The following is an 18,243-nucleotide window of genomic DNA, read 5'->3' on the forward strand; positions in this document are numbered from 1 at the left end:
TGGGGTTGTCCTGATATTATAAGGCCATTTTTTAAAGTATAAAAGCTGAACGCAACGACTAATTACACTACGTTACTTCACAATCTTTACACTATAAGAAAAAATTGCAAAATAATTTTACTGATACAAGGGTATTTTGCTTCAGCTAAAACAATACCTTCTATTGACAAGATTATAAGGCTACAGCTGACATTTAACTTGTGTCCTCGCTCGCTTACGCAGAAAAAGCTACTCGGAAATAATGGTCAATTTCCAGGCGTATAGTTTCGTCTGGTTTACCTAAAAGTACACTCTGACGGTATTGCTGATATAGAAAAACTATATCAGCAACCTGCTTCTTAGCTAAATAGGTTATGTCAAGCATGAGTGCTTTATTCAAATCATTTGGCTCAAATTTTTCTAACCCATTTCCGTATTCGCGTCGGTTATCTGCAAAAATTTCACGCGCTATATCCGTCAATAAATAGGCCATCACGAGTTCAACTCGTGATTGGTAAATGGGATTCAAGTAAACGCTATGAAATGTTGTTAAATTTTGCGTATTAGTTTCATTTCTCACGAAACGCAAACCACCTCTATTAAATACCGTTACCCATATTGGGGATGGTAATCTATTTTCTGGACGGTGCCAAATCTTACGATGAGCTGGCAAATGCTTCTTCGATACGCCTCGTTGCTCACCTTCATTTAAGTAGTTTTGGGCTTCTTCTCCAGCGTCAGCTTTAACATTGAGTAGGTATATCGTTTTGTCGGCCGTAATTAGAGCTGAAAGAGTTTCAGTGGTAAAGAAGCTGCTGGGCACATCGGCTGAACGAGTAACGCACAAGCTTAACGCCGTAGCTGGATTTAAGCCAAACCTTTTAGCTTTAGAAGCAGAGAATGTAAAATACTCATTATCGCCGGTAGCAATCCCACGAGAAACCTTACAAACCATAGAAAAGGGCACCAACGGCTCGTAAATGGGTCTATCCGATTGACCCTGCTTATAGTATCGGCGCCACTTAATAGCAGGGTCCAAATCTTGTAAGGCAAATATTGAAGAGCCAAGATGTTCTGGGTCCCAATTAGCTAATACCTCTACAGAATCTAAGTTTGAAAATGCTACTTCAGGTTGTTCGACTTCCTCACGAAAGAATAATAGTACACACGTTGTAGTTAATGCATCTGAGAATACACTTCCTTGATAATCAACTACTAGTACATGGCGTAAGCTGCCTTCTTGCATCAAGAATTGTTTTACAGCCACTCCATAATCAGAATTCAAAAATTCGGACGGTACGACAAACGCTGCTCGCCCACCTGCTTTTAGCTGGCGCAAAGCCTTTATTATAAAAAGCGTGTATATATTTGTAAAACCAGATAACTTAACCCCTGTTTCCAGTTCAATATGCCGAATAATGGGTAGGTTATCGTAATCGTGAAATTTTAAGTAAGGTGGATTAGCAATAATGCCATCGTAACGTGCTGAGGGGTCACTGCGCAAAAAATCCTCCTGATAAATTTCAAATTTTTCGCTCTTATGGCCTTCATGCTTTAGCCACTCTATAATTACCGGGTCTATATCGAAGCCTGTGAAGTGGCAATTTGGCACATAGCTCTGCACCGACCTGGCTAGAATGCCTGTTCCAATCGCTGGTTCAAGCACGTGCGTTGGCCGTATCGCTGTTACCCAACGAGCCATCATGTCAGCCACGGGTGGTGGTGTAAAGAACTGACCATATTGCTTGCGATGAGCCAGTGGAGTTCGAGCTAAATAAGATTCTTCTGGGGTGGATACGGACGCTTTCAATTGGATTTTATAAATCGCTAAGATTAACTCGCAAAAGTTTAGCTAGTGCTGCAGAGTCCAGTTGAGCTGCACCATTTGTAAAGGTTACATAAAATAACAGTTGACCTCGCCGCAATTCCTTGCGTCGGCTAGCATGGTCAGGCTCATCCACAGATGGAGCTAACAGGTAGCCTTCCTCTGGATTAATCTTAACTGTCATTTTCTTTTGATTTTTGACATCCCCCTCTGTGAAGTACCTAGTTTCCTCATTAGCGGGGTCCGTCAATAAAGTCAGAATATGCTCATAGCTTAGCGCATACGCTCGGTCGAAGAAAACCTGCACATAGAAGTGTGGAACGCCATAGGTCTGCACCCAGTGGTACACTACACGCAAATCTTCTATTTTGGGGGTAATGCTTAAGTGGTCTCGTTTCCGTAATTCCTCCAAAGAAGTTTTCAAGTCACTAAATGCTTGTGCCGCTTCTACCAGTTGCGGAGAACTGCGCCATGTCGGACGTTTAAAGTCAATTACTCTCATCGTTTCCGCCGTGATTCCTGCTAAAACATCTAGGTACGCGCGGCGGCTTCCAGTATTAAGTAGTTCTGTATATTCTGTCTCGATACGACTTTTAATAGCCAGTGCATCTTGCGTATGACGCTCTTTTCGCTCACGCATGACTTCATCGTACTTCTTTGATAGAAATGCACTGGAACGCACCTCAAGACCTACAATAGCCTTAGGTACAATTTCATCCAATTCAGCCCGAGGTCTTCGGCTAATATCATTACCCCAATCAGTAGGCAAATCATCCCGCTTAAATACTAGTATATCAGGCCGTTTTCCGATTTCATCTACCTCTCGTTGAAAGTTTTCAAAGAACTCTTTAAAGCCCTCTTCCCCTGCTACGCGGTCGTCCCCCATCCCATAACGGACAGCAACATACTTTTCTGTAGTTTGATTAATAGCGGCAAGCATTATATTCTCCGCCCAATCGCCTTGCTCCCGGTTAGTAGTAAATTCTGATGAGGCCTGTGAAGGTATTCGAATGGGCGGGCGCTCGGCTTCCATATCTACCAACGTCGTGGGTATTTGCTCCATTAGGAGGCTGATTCGGTCTTTATATGCCATAAAGACAAAAGTAGTGATTGCCACTAGGCCGCTCAGCTTAAAAGTATAGAGCGACTTGTGTAATTCAACATGTAATCAAAACAGCCACTCAGATTCTCATCTAAGTGGCTGCTACTGAATGAGCGAGAAACGAGGCTCGAACTCGCGACCCTCAGCTTGGGAAGCTGATGCTCTACCAACTGAGCTACTCTCGCGGGGTATTTGGTGGGACAAAGGTAGGGCGGGCGGGCCAAATAGCAAGGTGGGGAACATCGGGGCGCCCGCCGTAGTTTAGATGCTGCTTATGGCTCGCCGTCCTTCTTCCCGCACCTTCCTGTCCCCTGCTTCGCGCCGCGTAGTGGCGGCGTTGCTTATTGCGGCCGGTATCCTGCTGGTGCTGGGGCAGTTGCTGCGGTTGTACGTGCTGATGGCCGAGTGGCACAAGCTGGGCGTGCTGGGGGCCGGGCCGCTGGCGGGCGTGCTGCTGGGCCTGGGCGCGGGCCTGCTTACCAGCTACGCCGGCTGGCGCGTGGGGCGGGCGGGCTGAGGGCGCGGCGGGCCACAAGCCGCCCGGCGGCTGCACCTTTGCGGCTAGTATGTCATCTCCGCTCCGCATTTCCGTGGCCAAGGCCAACCTGGCTACCGCTACCCGCCTGGCCGCGCTGGGCCGCCAAACGTTCAGCGAAACTTTCGCCGCCACCAACACGCCCGAGGATATGGCGGCCTACCTGGCCGAAGCCTATGGGCCCGACCTGCAGCTGGCGCAGCTGCAAGACCCGCGCCACACCTTTTTGCTGGCCGAAATGCAGGGCCAGGCCGTGGGCTACGCGCTCCTGGCCAACGATTCTACCCTGGGCTTACCCGCCGAAAATACCGCCAAGCAGCTTGAAATCAAGCAGCTCTACGTAGTGGAGGATTGGATTGGCACCGGCCTGGGCGGCACCCTCATGCGGCGCTGCCTGGAGGTGGCCCAGGCGGCGGGCGTGAGCGCCGTGGTGCTAGGCGTGTGGGAGCACAACGAGCGGGCTAAGTCTTTTTACCAGCGCTATGGCTTTCGGGAAATTGGCGACGTGGCCTTTCGGCTGGGCGAGGACGTGCAGCGCGACCTGATATATCGCAAAGGGCTGGCGGGCCGGGTGGGGTAGTACTTTTGGCCATGCAGCGACGGTATCGGGCAGGTTGGATAACTGAAATAACTGGATGGCCCCGGCTGCTGGCGGCGCTGCTGCTGGGCCTGGGTGCCTGCCAGCCGGGCACTCGCCCCGACGCGGCGGCCCCGCTGCCGCTGCTCACCGGGCACTTTGCCGGCGGCCTGCAAGTGCCCGGCCGGCCCGAGCTGCGCGCCGCCCTGGAGCTGCGCTACCCGCGGCCCGGCCACTACGATGCCGAGTTGGTGCTGCCCCAGCAACCCGCGCTGAGCTTTGTAGCTGATACGCTGACTTTTGCGGGCGATACGCTGCGCCTGATGCGGCCCGGCCGGCCCGGCGAAACCCTGACGCTGGGCCGCCAGGGCGACTTCTGGCGCGGCACGCTGCGGCTCGATTCGGTGCGCTACCCCCTGCTGCTGGTACGGCGCGGGCCGCCCGAGCCGGCCGTGTACCGGGTGCGGCGCGATGAGGTGGCCGGCACCCACGGCCCGGCGCTGCTCTTTAGCCCCGCCGATGAGAGCCTGCCTGGCCTGGCGCTGGCGTTTTTCCCTACCCCCCCTACCGCCGCCGAAGGCCCGGTGTGGGCCGATGCGCTAGCCCGCGAGGGCCATACGGTGCTGCTGCTGCCCGCCGCCGACACGCTCACCGCGCCCGCCTTGGCCAACTCGCTGGCGCTGCTGCGCCGCACGGCGGGCGTCGATACGGCGCGGGTGGGAGCCTGGCTGGGCGGGCGAGCGGCGGACCAGCTACCCTCACTTTTTGCCGAAAACCCGGCTTCGCGGCCCGCCTTCGTGGTGGTGCAGGAGTTGCCTACCCCCCCGCTGGCGGCCCGGCGCGCCTGGCGCGACCTGGCCCAGCACGAACCGCTGTTGGCCGTGTATGGGGTAGCGCAGCCCAAGGCCGCCGCCGCCGGGCGGGCGTTGCTGGGTGGTCAGCGCGTGCGGCAAGGCTCGCAAGCCAGCTTGATGACGCAGGTAATTAATTGGCTTAAAGCACGTTAGAATTACTACTACTTTACTCTATTTTGGCGCTTAAAGCTGCTGCTTGCAATGGCTGCCAGTATAGGTATTTTCACCGCAGAAGACGCAGAGGGCTTCGCGGAAGAGCCGCAGAGGTTCTTCTTCTGCGGCTCTTCCGCGAAGCCCTCTGCGTCTTCTGCGGTGAAAATACCTATACTGGCCCTACCCCCCTACACCAGCAGCAAGCCCTTTTCGCGCAGCAACCGCCAGGCGGGGCTTTGCAGAAAATTTTCCCAGGGACCAGCGGCGGGCGGAAAGGTAGCAGCGGCTTCTTTGAGCAGGAATTTGGCGTCGTAGTCGGTGCTGAGGCGCGTGAGCAGCTCGTGCAGCCAGGGACCGATGATTTCGGTGGTTTTCACTTCGAAATCCTCGGCCTGCTCGTAGCAGGTGAGGATGGCGCGGGTCATTTTTTTGTCTTTGGGGCTGGTGCCGCCGGTGGTTCTTAGCTCCAGCTCGGGTGGGTTGCCGAGCCAGAATAGGCGGCGGTTGGGCTGAGCAAAATCGGGCTTATCGGCCTCAGTCAGTGCTTGCTGAATGAGCTGGCGGGGCACCGTGGGGCGGGGCGTTTTGAAATCAAACCAGAAGCTGAGCGGCTCGCGCAGGGCCACGCTGTGCATGTAGTTGTAGAGGCTTTTGGCCAGGCCGGGGCCGAAGGTTTCGTGGTCCGCGCCGAGCGGGTCATCGTGCCAGAGGTCGTTCCAGGCGAAGGGACCAGGCTCGGGGCCGGTGGCGGCGACCTGGTACTTGGCGGGGTTTTTCCCCACCGGCGAGTGGGCCGTCATCGAGAAGCGGTGCCAGTAGCCGCTCTGCACGATGCCGGCCTCGAAGAGCTGGCGCACAACTTCCAGCGAATCAAGGGTTTCCTGCGCGGTTTGGGTAGGAAAGCCGTACATGAGGTAGGCATGCACGAGCACGTCGGCCGCCGTGAAGCCCTGCGTGACGCGCGCTACCTGGGCGATGGTCACGCCCTTTTCCATGAGGGCCAGCAGCCTATCCGAGGCCACTTCGAGGCCGCCGCTGATGGCGATGCAGCCCGAGGCGGCCAGCAGCCGGCAGAGGTCGGGCGTGAAGGTTTTTTCGAACCGGATGTTGCCCCACCAGCTGATGCTGACGCGGCGCTTCAATAGCTCAATAGCCAGGTCACGCAAGGCCAGCGGCGGGGCAGCCTCGTCCACGAAGTGGAAGCCGGTCTGGCCGGTCTGGGCCACTATTTGCTCGATTCTATCGACCAGCAGCGTGGCCGGCGCGTCCTCGTAGCGGCCGATGTAGTCGAGCGTAACGTCGCAGAAGGAGCAGCGCTTCCAGTAGCAGCCGTGGGCTACGGTGAGCTTGTTCCAGCGGCCGTCGCTCCAGAGGCGGTGCATGGGGTTCAATACCTCAATAACTGACAGATAATCAGTCAGTTTCAAATCCGAATAGTCGGGCGTGCCGACTTCGGGATGCGGAATGTCGGGGTGCGGATGGTTGATATATTCGACCTGCCCGGCCTCGTTACGCAGAAAGGTGCGCTGGAGCTGGCTTTTGTCAATGGAGGCAAAAAGAACGTCATGCTCTTCCTGCCTCCGCCACTGCTCGCCCTGACGTTCTTTTTTAGCCTGCAAATACCCGAACAGCCGCAGCCACGGCCCCTCGCCATCGTCCAGAGTCAAATAGTCGATGTAGTCAAAAAAGCGCGGCTCGTTCAGGCCGCGCAGCTCGGTGTTGGGGTAGCCGCCGCCCATCACGGTCACGGTTTCGGGGCTGACTGCTTTGATGCGCTGGGCCAGCCGCAGGGCGGCGTAGAGGTTACCGGGGAAGGGCACGGTGAAGCCCACGATATCGGGCCGGGCCTCGGCCAGGAGCGCATCCAGCAGCTCCATTAGCATGCGGTCAAGCAGGTTGGGCGGGGCTTGCAGGGCGGCGTGCAGCGGGTCGAAGTGGGTGGCCGACATGGCCAGGGATTCCGCGTAGCGGGAGAGGCCAAACTGCGGGCCCACGGTTTCTTTCACCAAGTCGGCGAGGTCCTCTAAATACAGCGTGGCCAGGTGGCGGGCCTGGTCGGTGAGGCCCATCGTGCCGAAAGCCGTTTCGAGGTCGGCCACGTTGTCAAAGCGGCTGGCTTCGGGCAAAAACCGGCCGTGGCAGATGCGCGGGGCCAGCGTGAGGTCCTTGTTTTGCAAAAACCGAATGGCCGGGCCAATGCTGGCCTCGTAGCGGCGGCGCAGGCGCAGCATCCGCTGAGCGTTGTCGCTGAGGTCGTAGTCACCGGCTTCTATTTCGTCGAATACCCGCGTCAGGCCTTCTTTCGAAAACAGCCTGAGCACCAGCTCAATACTCAGGTCGGCCTGACGTGCCTGGTAGCCCCGCGTCCCCAAAAAACCCTTGATATAGGCCGTGGCCGGGTACGGGGTATTGAGCTGCGTGAGCGGCGGGGTAATGAGCAGCAGGCGAGGCGAAGAACTAGGCACGGGACTACAAACCTACGCGGGAGCCGCGTGGTTCGGGCGGGGCGTTAAAAGCGGCGCTCTCCCCGCCCTACCCCACCCGCCAGAACCGCTACCTATATCGCCGGGTCGGTGGGCGTGGAGGAGTTGTTTTCGCGCTCGGTGCGGGGGTAGGGGTAGAAGGTGCGGTTGCGCTCGGTGCCGGGGGTGCCGGGGCCGGGGCGGCCAAAGCGGCGGCTATCGGGCAGGCGAAAACCCTGGAAAGCCAGCTCGATGTCGCGGTTGCGCAGGATTTCGAGCAGCACCGCATCCGCCGTCATCGCGCCGGCGTAGGGGGGTAGGGCCGCGCCGAGGCCGTAAATATCCTGGGCCGGCGTCTTGGTCAGCACCCGGTTGAGAAACGTGACGGCGTTGGTCAAATCGTTCTTGCGGGCGTAGGCTTCGGCCTGAATGAGCAGCATCTCGCCCGGCAAATACACCGGAATGGGCGCGCCGTTGGCGGTATAAAAAGCGAGGCCGCGGTTTTGGGTGGGGGTAGGGTTAGCCCGCACCAGGAACGGCAGGCGCTGGTCGGCGGCGCTGGGCGCGAGCACGCCGGTGAGGCCCAGGCTGGCATCGGTGGGCTCAAACACGTTGCGGTTGCCGAAGGCGACTTCAAAAATCGGGTTGCGGGTATTGTCATCAAAGTTGAAGACTGATTTCTTGGTCAAATCGACTTTGGCGGCGGCAGCGATGGCCTTGTCGTAGTTGCCGGCCTCCAGGCTATAGCGCGCAATGAGGGCTTGCAGCGTGTTGGCCAGGTCGAGGCCGGGCACGATTTTGCTCGTGAAATCGGCCGAAACGGGCGTGGCGGCCAGCTGCGCGGCGGCGGCTTCGAGCTGCGTCACGGCATCGGTTAGCAGCTGGGTGCGGGGCACGAAGGGCGCGTTGTCGCCGGTGACGAGCGGCGCCTGCTCAAAAAACTCGGCCAGCGTGCCCAGCGCCAGCGCCCGGAAAATGCTGGCGTAGGCCACGATGCCGCTGCGGGTGCCCGCGTCGGGAGCGTTGGCGGCGTTGGCCAGCACCAGGTCGGCGTTGGCGCGCACCAGCTGGCACTGCGTCCACGCGTTGCGCACCACGCCGTTGCTGTTGTTCACGTTGCCCGCGCCCAGGCTCACGTTGTATTCCTCAATATTACCCACGTTCAGAATAGCTAACTCGCGGGTGCTGAGGCCGCCCAGGGCAGTGGCATTGTAGAGCACGCTCAGCAGGCCGTTGGTGGTGTAGCGGTATTGCAGGCCGTTGCAGAGCGTGAGCAGGCCGTCGGAGGAGGTCACGACCTGCGTTTGGCTGGCCGTGCTGGGGTTCTGGAAATCTTTGTTGCAGGCGCCGAGCGAAAGCAGGGCGGCCAGAAAGAACAGCTTTTTCATATTATTGCTAGCGAAGAAGAGTAGGAGAACGTCATGCTGAGCTTGTCGAAGCATCTCGCTCGCGTCGTTGAATGATTTGATTACTACTGCACGCGAGATGCTTCGGCAAGCTCAGCATGATGTTCTTTTGGTGATTGACGACCCTAGAAAGTGGCCGCCAGCTTGAGTTGATACACGCGCGGAATGGGCACGTTGCCGAAGTCGATGGCGCGCAGCAAATCGGAGGAGCCGCCGGCGCTGGTTTCGGGGTCGAAGCCGTTGTATTTATCCCACGAATAGAGATTGCGGCCCACCACCGACACCGTTAACGCATTGAGATACTTGCTGATGGTGGGTAGCGAGTAGCTCAGGGCCAGTTCGCGCAGCTTCACGTACGAGCCATCATCGACCCGAAACTGCTGGGTGTTGTAGATGGCGAAAACGTAGCCGCGGGGCAGCGTGCCGCGCAGTTCTTGCTCGTCCAGGTCGCCGAGCCCTACCCCCTGCCGGGTGCGCTTATCGGCGTTGAAGACGCTGACGCCCTGCACGGCATCGAGCAGCACGTGCAGCGACAGCTTTTTGTAGGCGAATGTGGTGTTGAGCGAGCCCGTCCAGTTGGGATTGGGGTTGCCGATAACGGCGTTGGCCACGGTGGTGCCGGCGGCGTAGCTGGGCTGGCCATCGGCCCCGCGCGCGGGCACGTAGGTGGTGCTGCCCACGGCCTGGCCGCTGGTGCGCTCGTCCTGCGGGAAGCCCTGGGGCGTGAGCAGCAGCGAGCCGTCGGGGTTGCGGGCGTAGGTGGAGCCGTAGAACACGCCCGCCGGCTGGCCATTGAGCAGGTACACCGGCGCGCCGGCCGCGTTGTCAATCGAGATGGCCTGCGTCGCGCCGTTCGAGCCCGGCAGGTCGAGCACCTTGTTGCGGTTGCGGTTGTAAATGAGGGTGATATCCCAAGCGAAGCTACTGGTTTTGACGGGGGTAGCGCTCAGCACCACTTCCAGGCCGCGGTTTTCCATCGAGCCCACGTTGTTCACAATGGCCGAGCCGCCGGTGCTGGCGGCCAGGTTGCGGCGCACCACCAGGTCGGTTATTTTCTGGTGATAGGCCGTGATGCCCAGCCCCAGCCGGTCGTTGAAAAAGCCCAGGTCGGCACCAAACTCAAACTCGCCCATGCGCTCGGGGCGCACGGCGGGGTTGGCCAGCGTCGTGCCCGGCACGATGGTGTTCTTCCCCAAAAAACCCACCGGCTGAAACTGGTAAAACCGGTCGTAAGACCCAATGCCCGTGAGGTTGCCGGCCTCGCCATAGCTGGCGCGCAGCTTGAGGCTGTTGAAGGCCTTGACGTAGCCCGCATCTTGCCAAAAGCCCAAATCTGACACCACCAGCGAGCCGCTGATTTTGGGATACAGCTGGTTGGTTTCCGACTCCGAAAACTTCGAAGAGCGGTCGCGCCGCAGCGAGCCGGTGACGAACGCCAGGTTGCGGAAGCCCACCGTGGCCTGCCCGTAGTAGCCGCTCAGGTCGAAGCGGTCGAGCGAATAAGCCGAGGTTACGGTGGTGTTCGAGGCCCCGCTCACGGTGGTGATGAAGGGTGCCAGGTTCTGGCCCTGGGTGGTGGTATAGTCCTGCTGGCTATACTGATAGCTGTAACCGGCCAGCAGGTTCAGCTTCAGGTTTTCGGTGAAATAGCGCTCGTAGCCCACGTTCACGTCCGAGTTGAGCTGGAGGGCCACGTTGTTGCCGTTGGCGGCGTAGCCGAGGGGGTAGCGGGCGGCCGGCAGGCCCGCCGTGGCCTGGTAGGGGTAGGGCCGGATGTAGCTCTGGCCGGCCTGCGAATAGGCATCCACGCCCAGCACGTAGTCCACGCTTAGGCCCTTCACGGGCGTCAGGCTCACCTGCACGTCGCTGATGGTGCGGCTGATGCCCTGCGTAAATTTCATGTCCTCGATGGTCGAGAGCGGGTTCACGCGGGTGGGCTCCACGGCCAGCAGGTTGCCGCTGGCATCGCGCTGCGTAATATCGTAGATATTGTTGGTGATATTGACCGAGTTGATGGGGCTGTAAAAGACGTTGCCGTTGGCTTTCTCATTAGAAAAGCTGTTGATGTAGCTCAGGCCCGCCGACACCTTGGCCCAGCTGGTGAGGCGCTGGTCGAGGCGCGCCCGCAGGTTGTAGCGCGTGAAATCAGTGCCCTTGATAATGCCCTGATTTTTGAGGTAGCCCAGCGAAAAATAATACTGCGTGCGCTCCGAGCCGCCGGCCACCGACAAGGCATCGTCGGTGCCGTAGCCTTTCTGGAAAATCTGGTCGAAGTAGTTGTAGCGCGTTACATCTACCAGGTTGGTAGCCAGCTGGGTAGTAGCCCCGGCGCGGGTAATGCCGGTGGTCGTCACGCCGGGGTTGGCGGCCACCGCCGGCGCGCCAATGGGGTAGAGCCGCAGCCCGGCGTAGCCAAACTGCTTGCCATACGTATTCACCGGCACCATGTGGCGCAGCTCATTGAGCTGAAAGCTAGTGCTGAATGACACCCGCGGCGCGCCCGCCTGCCCGCGCTTGGTGGTGATGAGCACTACCCCATTGGAGGCCCGCGAGCCGTACTGCGCCGCCGCCGCCGCCCCATTAATGACGTTGATGCTGGCAATATCGTTGGGGTTGAGGTCGGCCAGGCGGTTTTGGCCGGCGTTGGCCTGCCCGATGTCGTTGGCCGAGGCCAGCTGCGACACGTTGGTGCTGGCGTTGCTAATTATCACGCCATCAATGACGTAGAGCGGGTCGGAGGAGCCCGACAGCGAGTGCACCCCGCGCAGGCGCACCGAGATGGAGCCGGCCGGGTCGCCGGAGTTCTGCGTTATTTGCGCGCCCGGCACCTTGCCCTGCAGCGAGTTGAGCAAGCCGCCCGAGCCGCTCTGCGTCAGCTCATTGCCGCTGATGGTGCTGATGGCATTGCCCAATTCGCGCCGGCTGGTGGTCACCGTCGAGCCCACTACCACTACTTCGTCGAGGTTCTGGTGGCTTTCGGCCAGCAGCACGTCGGTGGTTATGGTTTCGGCCCCGCCCAGCGTCACCGCCCGCGATTCGGTGCGGTAGCCTACCAGCGAAAACGTGAGCGTGTAGGCCCCCGCCGCCTGCGTGCCCGTGAGCGTGTAAGCGCCGTCGAGGCCAGTGGTGGCACCCTGGGTCGTGCCTTTGAGCAGCACCGTGGCACCCGGCAGGCCCTGCCCGCCGGCATCGCGCACCCGCCCGATGAGCGTGAACCGCGGCCCGGCCTGCGCCCACGCCGCCGCGTGTAGCAGCAGGCCCAGCAGCACGCAAATTCCGGTGGCCCAGGATTTCTTGGCTAAGTAGGTATGAGACATAGAATGAAGGGGTAAGGGTAAGAAAAGCAGTTCGTGGCGTCAAGTATAAGACACTTTTGGCTATTTCCCCTTAATCTTGCCTTCATGCAGCGAAGCGCTTACCCGCGCCCGGTGCCCTACCCCCGGCTTTAAACGCCTTCAGTAAGTTAGGACCAGTAGCGTCCCAACTGGTCGTCGTGCGCTGGCCGGGCCAGCCCTACCCCCCTGCACCAGCCGGGCCACGAAGTAGGCAGCCGCCCCGATGGCGGCCATGCGCAGCGCCCCGGCCACCGGCGGCTGCCCGGTGAGGCGGCTCTTGAAGTACCCGAACACCAGCAAACACAGCAGCGTGATGAGCACCAACCAGCGCAGACCCTCGGCCGGGGTGGCGGTGAAAACATAGCCGCTCAGCGGTAGCAGCCCGCCCGCCACGTAGGCCGCCGCGATGGTGACCGCGCTTTTGGGAGCCTGGCGCGGGTCGGGCTCTTCCAGGCCCAGCTCATATTTCATCATGAAGCGCACCCACTGCGCGGGGTTTTGCACCAGCTCGGCGGTGGCGTGGGTGGCGGTGGTGTCGGAGAGGCCCATTTCCACGAACAGCTCGTGCACTTCGCGGCGCTCCACGTCGGGCACGGTGCGCACTTCCTCGTGCTCGCGGGCCAGCTCGGCGGCGTAGTGCTCCACCTCGGTGCGGCCGGCCAGGTAGCCGCCCAGGCCCATCGCGATGGAGCCGGCCACAATCTCGGCCAGCCCCGCCGTGATGATGAGGCCCGACGACTGCACGGCCCCGCTCAGCCCGGCGGCCAGGGCAAAGGGCACCGTGAGGCCATCGGAAAGGCCAATCACGATGTCCTAAAAAAGCCGAGCTGGTGAGATGCGCTTCGGCGTGGGGGGTAGGGAGCATGGGGAAAAAGCGAGGGGGTAGGAAACCATAAAGGCCCAACGGCCAGAAGCCGCCGGGCCAGTCGGCTACGGAAGGGGGGGTAGGGCGCGGGCTAGAAGCTCTTGTCCTGCACGCGCTGGCGAATCAGCGCCTTCAGGCGGTCGATGTTCTTGACTTCCTGGGTTTTAAGGTCCTGCCAGAACTGCTTGCTATCCTGCACGCCGGCCTTCTCGGCGTTGGCAATGCACTGGTCGTAGCGCCACAGGGCATCGAGGCGGTTGCTCAGGTCGTGGATGAGGTCGTGGGCGTGGTTGGGCAGGCCCTTGGTTTCGCCGATGTGCTGCTCGGCTTCTTGTTCGGGGGTTGGCATGAGTAAAAAAGAGAGGTGTAGGGTGAGAAATAAGTACTTATGCGATAGCTAATTAGTAGCCGCATCGGCCCGCACCAGGTGCAGGTCCTGCGCCCAGCGCTGAATTTCGGGGGCGTGGCGGCGCACGTAGGCGCTCAGCTTCTCGGTCTGCTGCCCGGCAAAGTAGCAGTCGGCCAGCGCGTAGAAGCACAGCTTGTACTCCGTCAGCAGCGGGGCGCGCTCGGCGGCGGGCGTGCCCAGGTTGCTGATGCAGCCGCGCAGGCGGGTGAGGGCGGTGAGCAAGGTGTTTTCGGCGGCCTGCATCTCGCCCAGGCGCACCAGGGCGGCGCTCTGGCCGTGGCTGGCGGCGGCGTAGTGGCGCACCAGCAGCGAAGCCGGCGGCGTGAGCGGCCGGCCGGGGCTGGCCGTCGGGCTCAGGCCCGTGACCACGGCCGCGTACTGGCCCGCCGCCTGCTCATACTGGCCGTGAGAAAGGGCGGCTTCGGCCTGGCCCAGGCAGACTTGGCTTTCGTGGTAGCTCATAAATTTGGCGGCCAGTTTGTGGTCAGAATATTGAAAATGAATTGATTAGTAACCTAAAACGGCACAACAATCTTGGCGGCCAGGTTGCGGCCGGGGCTGTAAATGCCGGACCGGCCGTTGGGCGAAGCCGCGTAGTACTCGAAGTACTTGAGGCGGTTGAGGTGAGCCTGGTAGGCCACGTTGAAGAGGTTGTCGCCTTGCAGCACCAGCTGCATGACCTCGCGGCCGCCCTTGGTGCGCAGGCTGGTGCCTACCCCCACGCCGCAGAGCACGTAGCCGGGAGTGCGGGTTTCGGCCCCATCCACGGCGTAGAAGCGGTTTTGGGTGGTCGTGGCATCCACCGTGAAGCGGAAGTAGGGGGCCGCGAAGGCGCTCGTTTTGCGGTCGGGCGCGGTGAAGCGCAGCTCGGAGCGCGACGACGGGGCCGGAATCAGGGGCAGGTAGCGGCCGGCATCGCCCACCCGCGCCCGCAGCTCGGGGTTTTGGTTGAGGCCGATGACCAGCGCCGCGCCGGTGCGCAGGCTCACCCAGGGCAGGGCGGCAGGGTGAATATTGAACGCCACCTCGCCGCCGTAGAGGTCGGCTTTGGCCTGCTGAAACTGGTAGGTCGAGTTGCCCACCGGGTCGCGCAGGGGCTTGCCGTTGGCATCAAACTGCTTGGCCTGGTAGATGAAGTTATTGACGTGGTTGTAGAACGCCTCCGCGCTGCCCTCAAAGTCGGGCGACTTATACAAAATCCCAATGTCTTCCTGCACGTTAAATTCGGGCACGAATGAGCGGTTGCCCAGGTAGATGATGTGCGCGCCGGGGTCGAGGCCGTTGGAGCCGATTTCAGGGATGTTCGGAGCCCGGTAGCCGCGCGAGATGTTGGCCCGCAGCACCAGCTTGTCGCCCAGGGCGTAGGAGCCGCCTAGGCTGGCCGAAACGCCCGTAAACGTGCGCTGGAAGGCGGCGAACTGCAAGTCCGCATCGGTGGTGCCCTGCCCCACGGCGTGGTCGAAGCCGTTGGCCGGGTTAGGCCCCACGTAGAAGTCGTTCCAATGCACGTGCCGGGTATCGTAGCGCAGGCCGCCGGTCAGCTCCAGCGCGCCGAAAGCCTTCTTAATCAGCCCGAAGCCGCCCAAATCAAACAATTTATAAGGCGGAATCGGAAAGTCGGTAGCGTTTAAGTGCTTGTTATCCTGGCTCATGCCGTTGGCCCCCACCGTAAACTCGTAGCCGTGCACGGCATCGAAGAGGTAGCGCGCCTGGTAGTTGACGGTCGTCAATTGCAGGTCGAGGCCCGGCTGGTCGGCGTCGGTGGGGTGGTTGAATTCCTGGCGGTGGTTTTGCTGCACGCCCAGCAGCGCCCGCAGCTCGCCCGGCCCCAGGCGCACCTCCGTGGTGCCGAAGGCCCGGTAGTGCTGAATGCGCTGCCGCAAGTCGCTGATACCGTAGCGTTGAAGCTCATGGTCGCTCACTATTGGCCGGTCCTTGATATCATCCTTATCACCCTCGAATAGTTGCCGGGTAAAGCGCCGGCTCAGCGAGTCGCGGCTGCCATCGGGGATTTCCTGGCGGTCGTCGAAAGTGGTTAGCCACAGGTGCGCGCCGCCCCACTGCTTCTGCACGCCCAGCATCCCGGCCACCTGCACCTCCCGAAAGCCGGTGTTGTACACCAGCCCGTCCACGGGGTTGCGGTAGTCGTGGGCCTGGCGGCGGCTGGCGCGCAAGCTGGTCTGAAAGCCATTCTTCTGGTAGTTGAAAGCCAAGGAGTTGCCAATCATGCCGTTCACGCCCTGGTACTCGGCCAGCGCCTCGCCATGCACCTCGCCGTCGGGGCCTTTGGGCAGGCCCGGAATCAGGTTTACTACCCCCGCCACGGCATCGGAGCCGTAGAGCAAGCTGGCCGGGCCTTTCACCACCTCCACGCGGTCCACAAGGTAGCCATCTACCTCAATGCCGTGCTCGTCGCCCCACTGCTGCCCTTCCTGGCGCAGGCCGTTGAACATGGTCAGCACCCGGTTGTAGCCCAGCCCCCGGATGAACGGCTTGCTGATGTTCGGCCCCGTCGTCACGGCACTCAGGCCCGGAATGCCGCGCACCGCCGCGTCAATGGCGTTGGAATTAGCATTCAGCCGAATTTCCTTCTGCGACATGGCCGCGATGGGCACCGGCGAGCGCCGGATTTCGGTGGCCCGGCCCACGCCGGTTATCACTACTTCGTTCAGGGTTTTGCCCTCCGCCGTGATTCTGATAATCAAGGACTTATTGGTGGGTAGGGTAACCGTAGGCGTCGCCGTGGCGTAGCCCACGGCGCTCACTTGCAGCTTCTGGGGGCCGGCCGGCAAGCCGGGCAGCGTAAAGTGGCCGTTTTCGTCGGCCGTCGTGCCCTGCGTGAGGGCCGGTATTGCCACGCTGGCGAAGGGCACCGGCCGGCCCTGCGCGTCCAGCACCAGCCCACGCAAAGGCGTCTGGGCATGGGCTAAAAACGGGATAAAGAATAGAAAGAGAAGAAGTTGCTTCATATAAGTAAGCAATAAAAAAAGACAAGGCAAAGCCGGCAGCGGCTGAAAAGCCACTTGAAAAAAGAATCCGGGTTGGGGGGAAATGAGGGGGGTAGGGTGCGGGGCTCGCCCCCGCCCGTCGTTGAACGACTGGCGCTGGTTTCGGGCAACGACGGGCGGGGGCAAGCCCCGCACCCTACATGCAAAATCCAGCCGTTACTTAAAAAGCAGGTAGCCGTTTACTCATTCCCAGCAAAGGTTTGGTAGAGCAGAAAAGCGTTCAGCACCAGGATGATACCCGCCACAGCCCAAGCAGTGAAGCGCAGCCAGGGCCGGTTCACGAACACGCCCATCTTGAGCTTGTCGTTGGTGAAAAGCACCAGCGGAATGACCGCGAACGAGAGCTGCAAGGAGAGAATTACCTGGCTGAGCACCAGCAGTTGGCCGGTGCCTTTTTCACCGTAAATAACCGCCACGATGAAAGCCGGCACCACGGCCAGCAGCCGCGTGACCAGCCGCCGCAGCCAGGGCCGCAGCTTGATGTGCAGAAAGCCTTCCATCACCACCTGCCCGGCCAGCGTGCCGGTGAGCGTGGAGCTTTGGCCCGAAGCCAACAGCGCAATGGCAAACACCACGCTGGCTGCGCCCGCGCCCAGCACCGGCGTCAGCAATTTGTGGGCGTCGGCGATGTCGGCCACGTCGTCGTAGCCCTTGCCGTGGAAAGCGGCGGCGGCCGTGACCAGGATGGCCGCGTTCACGAAAAAGGCCAGCCCTAGCGCCGTAGTCGAGTCGATGGTGGCAAACTTGATGGCCGAGCGCTTGCCCGTTTCGGTGGGCTCAATCTGCCGCACCTGCACGATGGCCGAGTGTAGGTACAGGTTATGCGGCATCACCGTGGCCCCCAGAATACCGATGGCCACGTAGAGCATGGCCGGGTTGCTGACCACCTGCGCCTGCGGCACCAGCCCGGCAGCCAGCCCCAACCAGTCGGGGTGCGAGGCAATAATCTCGTAGAGAAAGCAGACGAAGATGGTGAAAATCAACGCCATCACCAGGCTTTCAATTACCCGGAAACCCTTGCTCTGCAACAGCAATATCAGCAACACATCGAAGGTAGTGAGGACGATGCCCCAGGCGATGGGCAGGCCGAAAAGCAGGTTGAAGGCGATGGCCGAGCCGATGACTTCGGCCAGGTCGCAGGCCGCGATGGCGATTTCGCAGAGCACCCACAGCACCATTGCCACGGGCTTGGAATAGTGGTCGCGGCAGGCCTGGGCCAGGTCGCGCCCGGTTGCTACCCCCAGCTTCACGGCCAGGTGCTGCAAGAGCATGGCAAACAGGTTACTAAGCAGCACCACGCTCAGCAGCGTGTAGCCAAACTTGGCTCCGCCCGCGATGTCGGTGGCCCAGTTGCCGGGGTCCATGTAGCCCACCGACACCAGCAGCCCCGGCCCCCAGTAGGCCCGGAATTTTTGCCAAAAGGAAGCGCCCTCGCCCGGCACCGGGATGCTGCCATGCACCTCGCTCAGCGAAATGCCGCGGCGGGGGTGCCGCCAGCCCGGCTCGGGCGCAACAACAGCAACGGGGGGGGTAGCGAGAGGCGACACGGAATTGGTAGGGAGCGGCTGCAAAGGTAAGAAGATTTTTAGACTGGCCTAAAAATATTTTTAAACTTGCCTAAATACCCTCTTCTGGCCGAAAAAGTTTTGAGGGTGGAGGGTAGGCTTTAGGCTGCCGGCTACCAACGGCGGCTGGCTAAAGCCTACCCTACCCGCCTGAACTCCGCCCACCCC

The 18,243-nt window shown here is 60.5% G+C and carries 12 protein-coding genes, 1 tRNA gene and 1 pseudogene; 3 read left to right on the forward strand and 11 right to left on the reverse strand.

All coding sequences use genetic code 11. From position 1 onward, the window contains the following. Positions 1 to 214: 214 nt before the first annotated feature. The 3 genes from A0257_10905 to A0257_10915 all read right to left on the reverse strand — a co-directional run bounded on the left by A0257_10905 (position 215) and on the right by A0257_10915 (position 3,091). Positions 215 to 472 carry a hypothetical protein gene (locus tag A0257_10905; GenBank protein AMR27555.1) on the reverse strand — a complete coding sequence of 86 codons (258 nt, stop codon included), beginning with the start codon at positions 470 to 472 and terminating at the stop codon, positions 215 to 217. A 1,324-nt stretch (positions 473 to 1,796) separates the two neighbouring features. Further along, the gene (locus A0257_10910) at positions 1,797 to 2,897 is read right to left on the reverse strand and encodes a restriction endonuclease (protein AMR27556.1); all 1,101 of its coding nucleotides are present in this window, start codon (positions 2,895 to 2,897) and stop codon (positions 1,797 to 1,799) included. Positions 2,898 to 3,018: 121 nt separating this feature from the next. Then, positions 3,019 to 3,091, reverse strand: a tRNA-Gly gene (locus A0257_10915). A gap of 143 nt (positions 3,092 to 3,234) precedes the next feature. Between A0257_10915 and A0257_10920 the strand changes: the two genes are divergently transcribed. The 3 genes from A0257_10920 to A0257_10930 are packed head-to-tail and all read left to right on the forward strand — an operon-like array spanning position 3,235 to position 5,025. Continuing rightward, positions 3,235 to 3,423 carry a hypothetical protein gene (locus tag A0257_10920; protein ID AMR27557.1) on the forward strand — a complete coding sequence of 63 codons (189 nt, stop codon included), beginning with the start codon at positions 3,235 to 3,237 and terminating at the stop codon, positions 3,421 to 3,423. 49 nt (positions 3,424 to 3,472) lie between these two features. Further along, a complete protein-coding gene (locus tag A0257_10925; protein ID AMR27558.1) occupies positions 3,473 to 4,021 on the forward strand; it encodes a hypothetical protein in 549 nt (182 codons plus the stop codon). An 11-nt stretch (positions 4,022 to 4,032) separates the two neighbouring features. Continuing rightward, the gene (locus tag A0257_10930) at positions 4,033 to 5,025 is read left to right on the forward strand and encodes a hypothetical protein (protein AMR27559.1); all 993 of its coding nucleotides are present in this window, start codon (positions 4,033 to 4,035) and stop codon (positions 5,023 to 5,025) included. 188 nt (positions 5,026 to 5,213) lie between these two features. Here the strand turns inward: A0257_10930 and A0257_10935 are convergent, their stop codons facing one another. From A0257_10935 to A0257_10970, 8 genes and pseudogenes are all read right to left on the reverse strand, one after another. Beyond that, entirely contained in the window at positions 5,214 to 7,490 is a 2,277-nt protein-coding gene (locus A0257_10935; GenBank protein ID AMR27560.1) for a radical SAM protein, read from the reverse strand. 92 nt (positions 7,491 to 7,582) lie between these two features. After that, positions 7,583 to 8,875, reverse strand: a complete 1,293-nt coding sequence (locus A0257_10940; GenBank protein ID AMR27561.1) for a hypothetical protein — start codon at positions 8,873 to 8,875, stop codon at positions 7,583 to 7,585. A gap of 143 nt (positions 8,876 to 9,018) precedes the next feature. Continuing rightward, positions 9,019 to 12,210: a SusC/RagA family TonB-linked outer membrane protein gene (locus A0257_10945; GenBank protein AMR27562.1), complete on the reverse strand. Its 3,192-nt coding sequence runs from the start codon at positions 12,208 to 12,210 to the stop codon at positions 9,019 to 9,021. Between the two features lie 138 nt (positions 12,211 to 12,348). Then, positions 12,349 to 13,093, reverse strand: a pseudogene (locus tag A0257_10950) (iron transporter). Positions 13,094 to 13,184: 91 nt separating this feature from the next. After that, the gene (locus A0257_10955) at positions 13,185 to 13,442 is read right to left on the reverse strand and encodes a hypothetical protein (protein ID AMR27563.1); all 258 of its coding nucleotides are present in this window, start codon (positions 13,440 to 13,442) and stop codon (positions 13,185 to 13,187) included. A 48-nt stretch (positions 13,443 to 13,490) separates the two neighbouring features. Then, positions 13,491 to 13,964, reverse strand: a complete 474-nt coding sequence (locus tag A0257_10960; protein ID AMR27564.1) for a hypothetical protein — start codon at positions 13,962 to 13,964, stop codon at positions 13,491 to 13,493. Positions 13,965 to 14,017: 53 nt separating this feature from the next. Further along, on the reverse strand, positions 14,018 to 16,471 hold the full coding sequence (locus tag A0257_10965; GenBank protein ID AMR27565.1) for an energy transducer TonB: 2,454 nt from the start codon (positions 16,469 to 16,471) through the stop codon (positions 14,018 to 14,020). 218 nt (positions 16,472 to 16,689) lie between these two features. Continuing rightward, the gene (locus A0257_10970; protein ID AMR29723.1) at positions 16,690 to 17,985 is read right to left on the reverse strand and encodes a divalent metal cation transporter; all 1,296 of its coding nucleotides are present in this window, start codon (positions 17,983 to 17,985) and stop codon (positions 16,690 to 16,692) included. Positions 17,986 to 18,243 lie beyond the last annotated feature (258 nt).

The organism is Hymenobacter psoromatis, assembly GCA_001596155.1.
Classification (GTDB): domain Bacteria; phylum Bacteroidota; class Bacteroidia; order Cytophagales; family Hymenobacteraceae; genus Hymenobacter.

What these genes read in the sequence shown, in the direction of transcription:
- A0257_10905 (AMR27555.1), bottom strand. Translation starts at nt 472, where the DNA reads ATGGCCTATTTATTGACGGATATAGCGCGTGAAATTTTTGCAGATAAC.
- A0257_10910 (AMR27556.1), bottom strand. Translation starts at nt 2,897, where the DNA reads ATGGCATATAAAGACCGAATCAGCCTCCTAATGGAGCAAATACCCACG.
- A0257_10925 (AMR27558.1), top strand. Translation starts at nt 3,473, where the DNA reads ATGTCATCTCCGCTCCGCATTTCCGTGGCCAAGGCCAACCTGGCTACC.
- A0257_10930 (AMR27559.1), top strand. Translation starts at nt 4,033, where the DNA reads ATGCAGCGACGGTATCGGGCAGGTTGGATAACTGAAATAACTGGATGG.
- A0257_10940 (AMR27561.1), bottom strand. Translation starts at nt 8,875, where the DNA reads ATGAAAAAGCTGTTCTTTCTGGCCGCCCTGCTTTCGCTCGGCGCCTGC.
- A0257_10945 (AMR27562.1), bottom strand. Translation starts at nt 12,210, where the DNA reads ATGTCTCATACCTACTTAGCCAAGAAATCCTGGGCCACCGGAATTTGC.
- A0257_10955 (AMR27563.1), bottom strand. Translation starts at nt 13,442, where the DNA reads ATGCCAACCCCCGAACAAGAAGCCGAGCAGCACATCGGCGAAACCAAG.
- A0257_10960 (AMR27564.1), bottom strand. Translation starts at nt 13,964, where the DNA reads ATGAGCTACCACGAAAGCCAAGTCTGCCTGGGCCAGGCCGAAGCCGCC.
- A0257_10965 (AMR27565.1), bottom strand. Translation starts at nt 16,471, where the DNA reads ATGAAGCAACTTCTTCTCTTTCTATTCTTTATCCCGTTTTTAGCCCAT.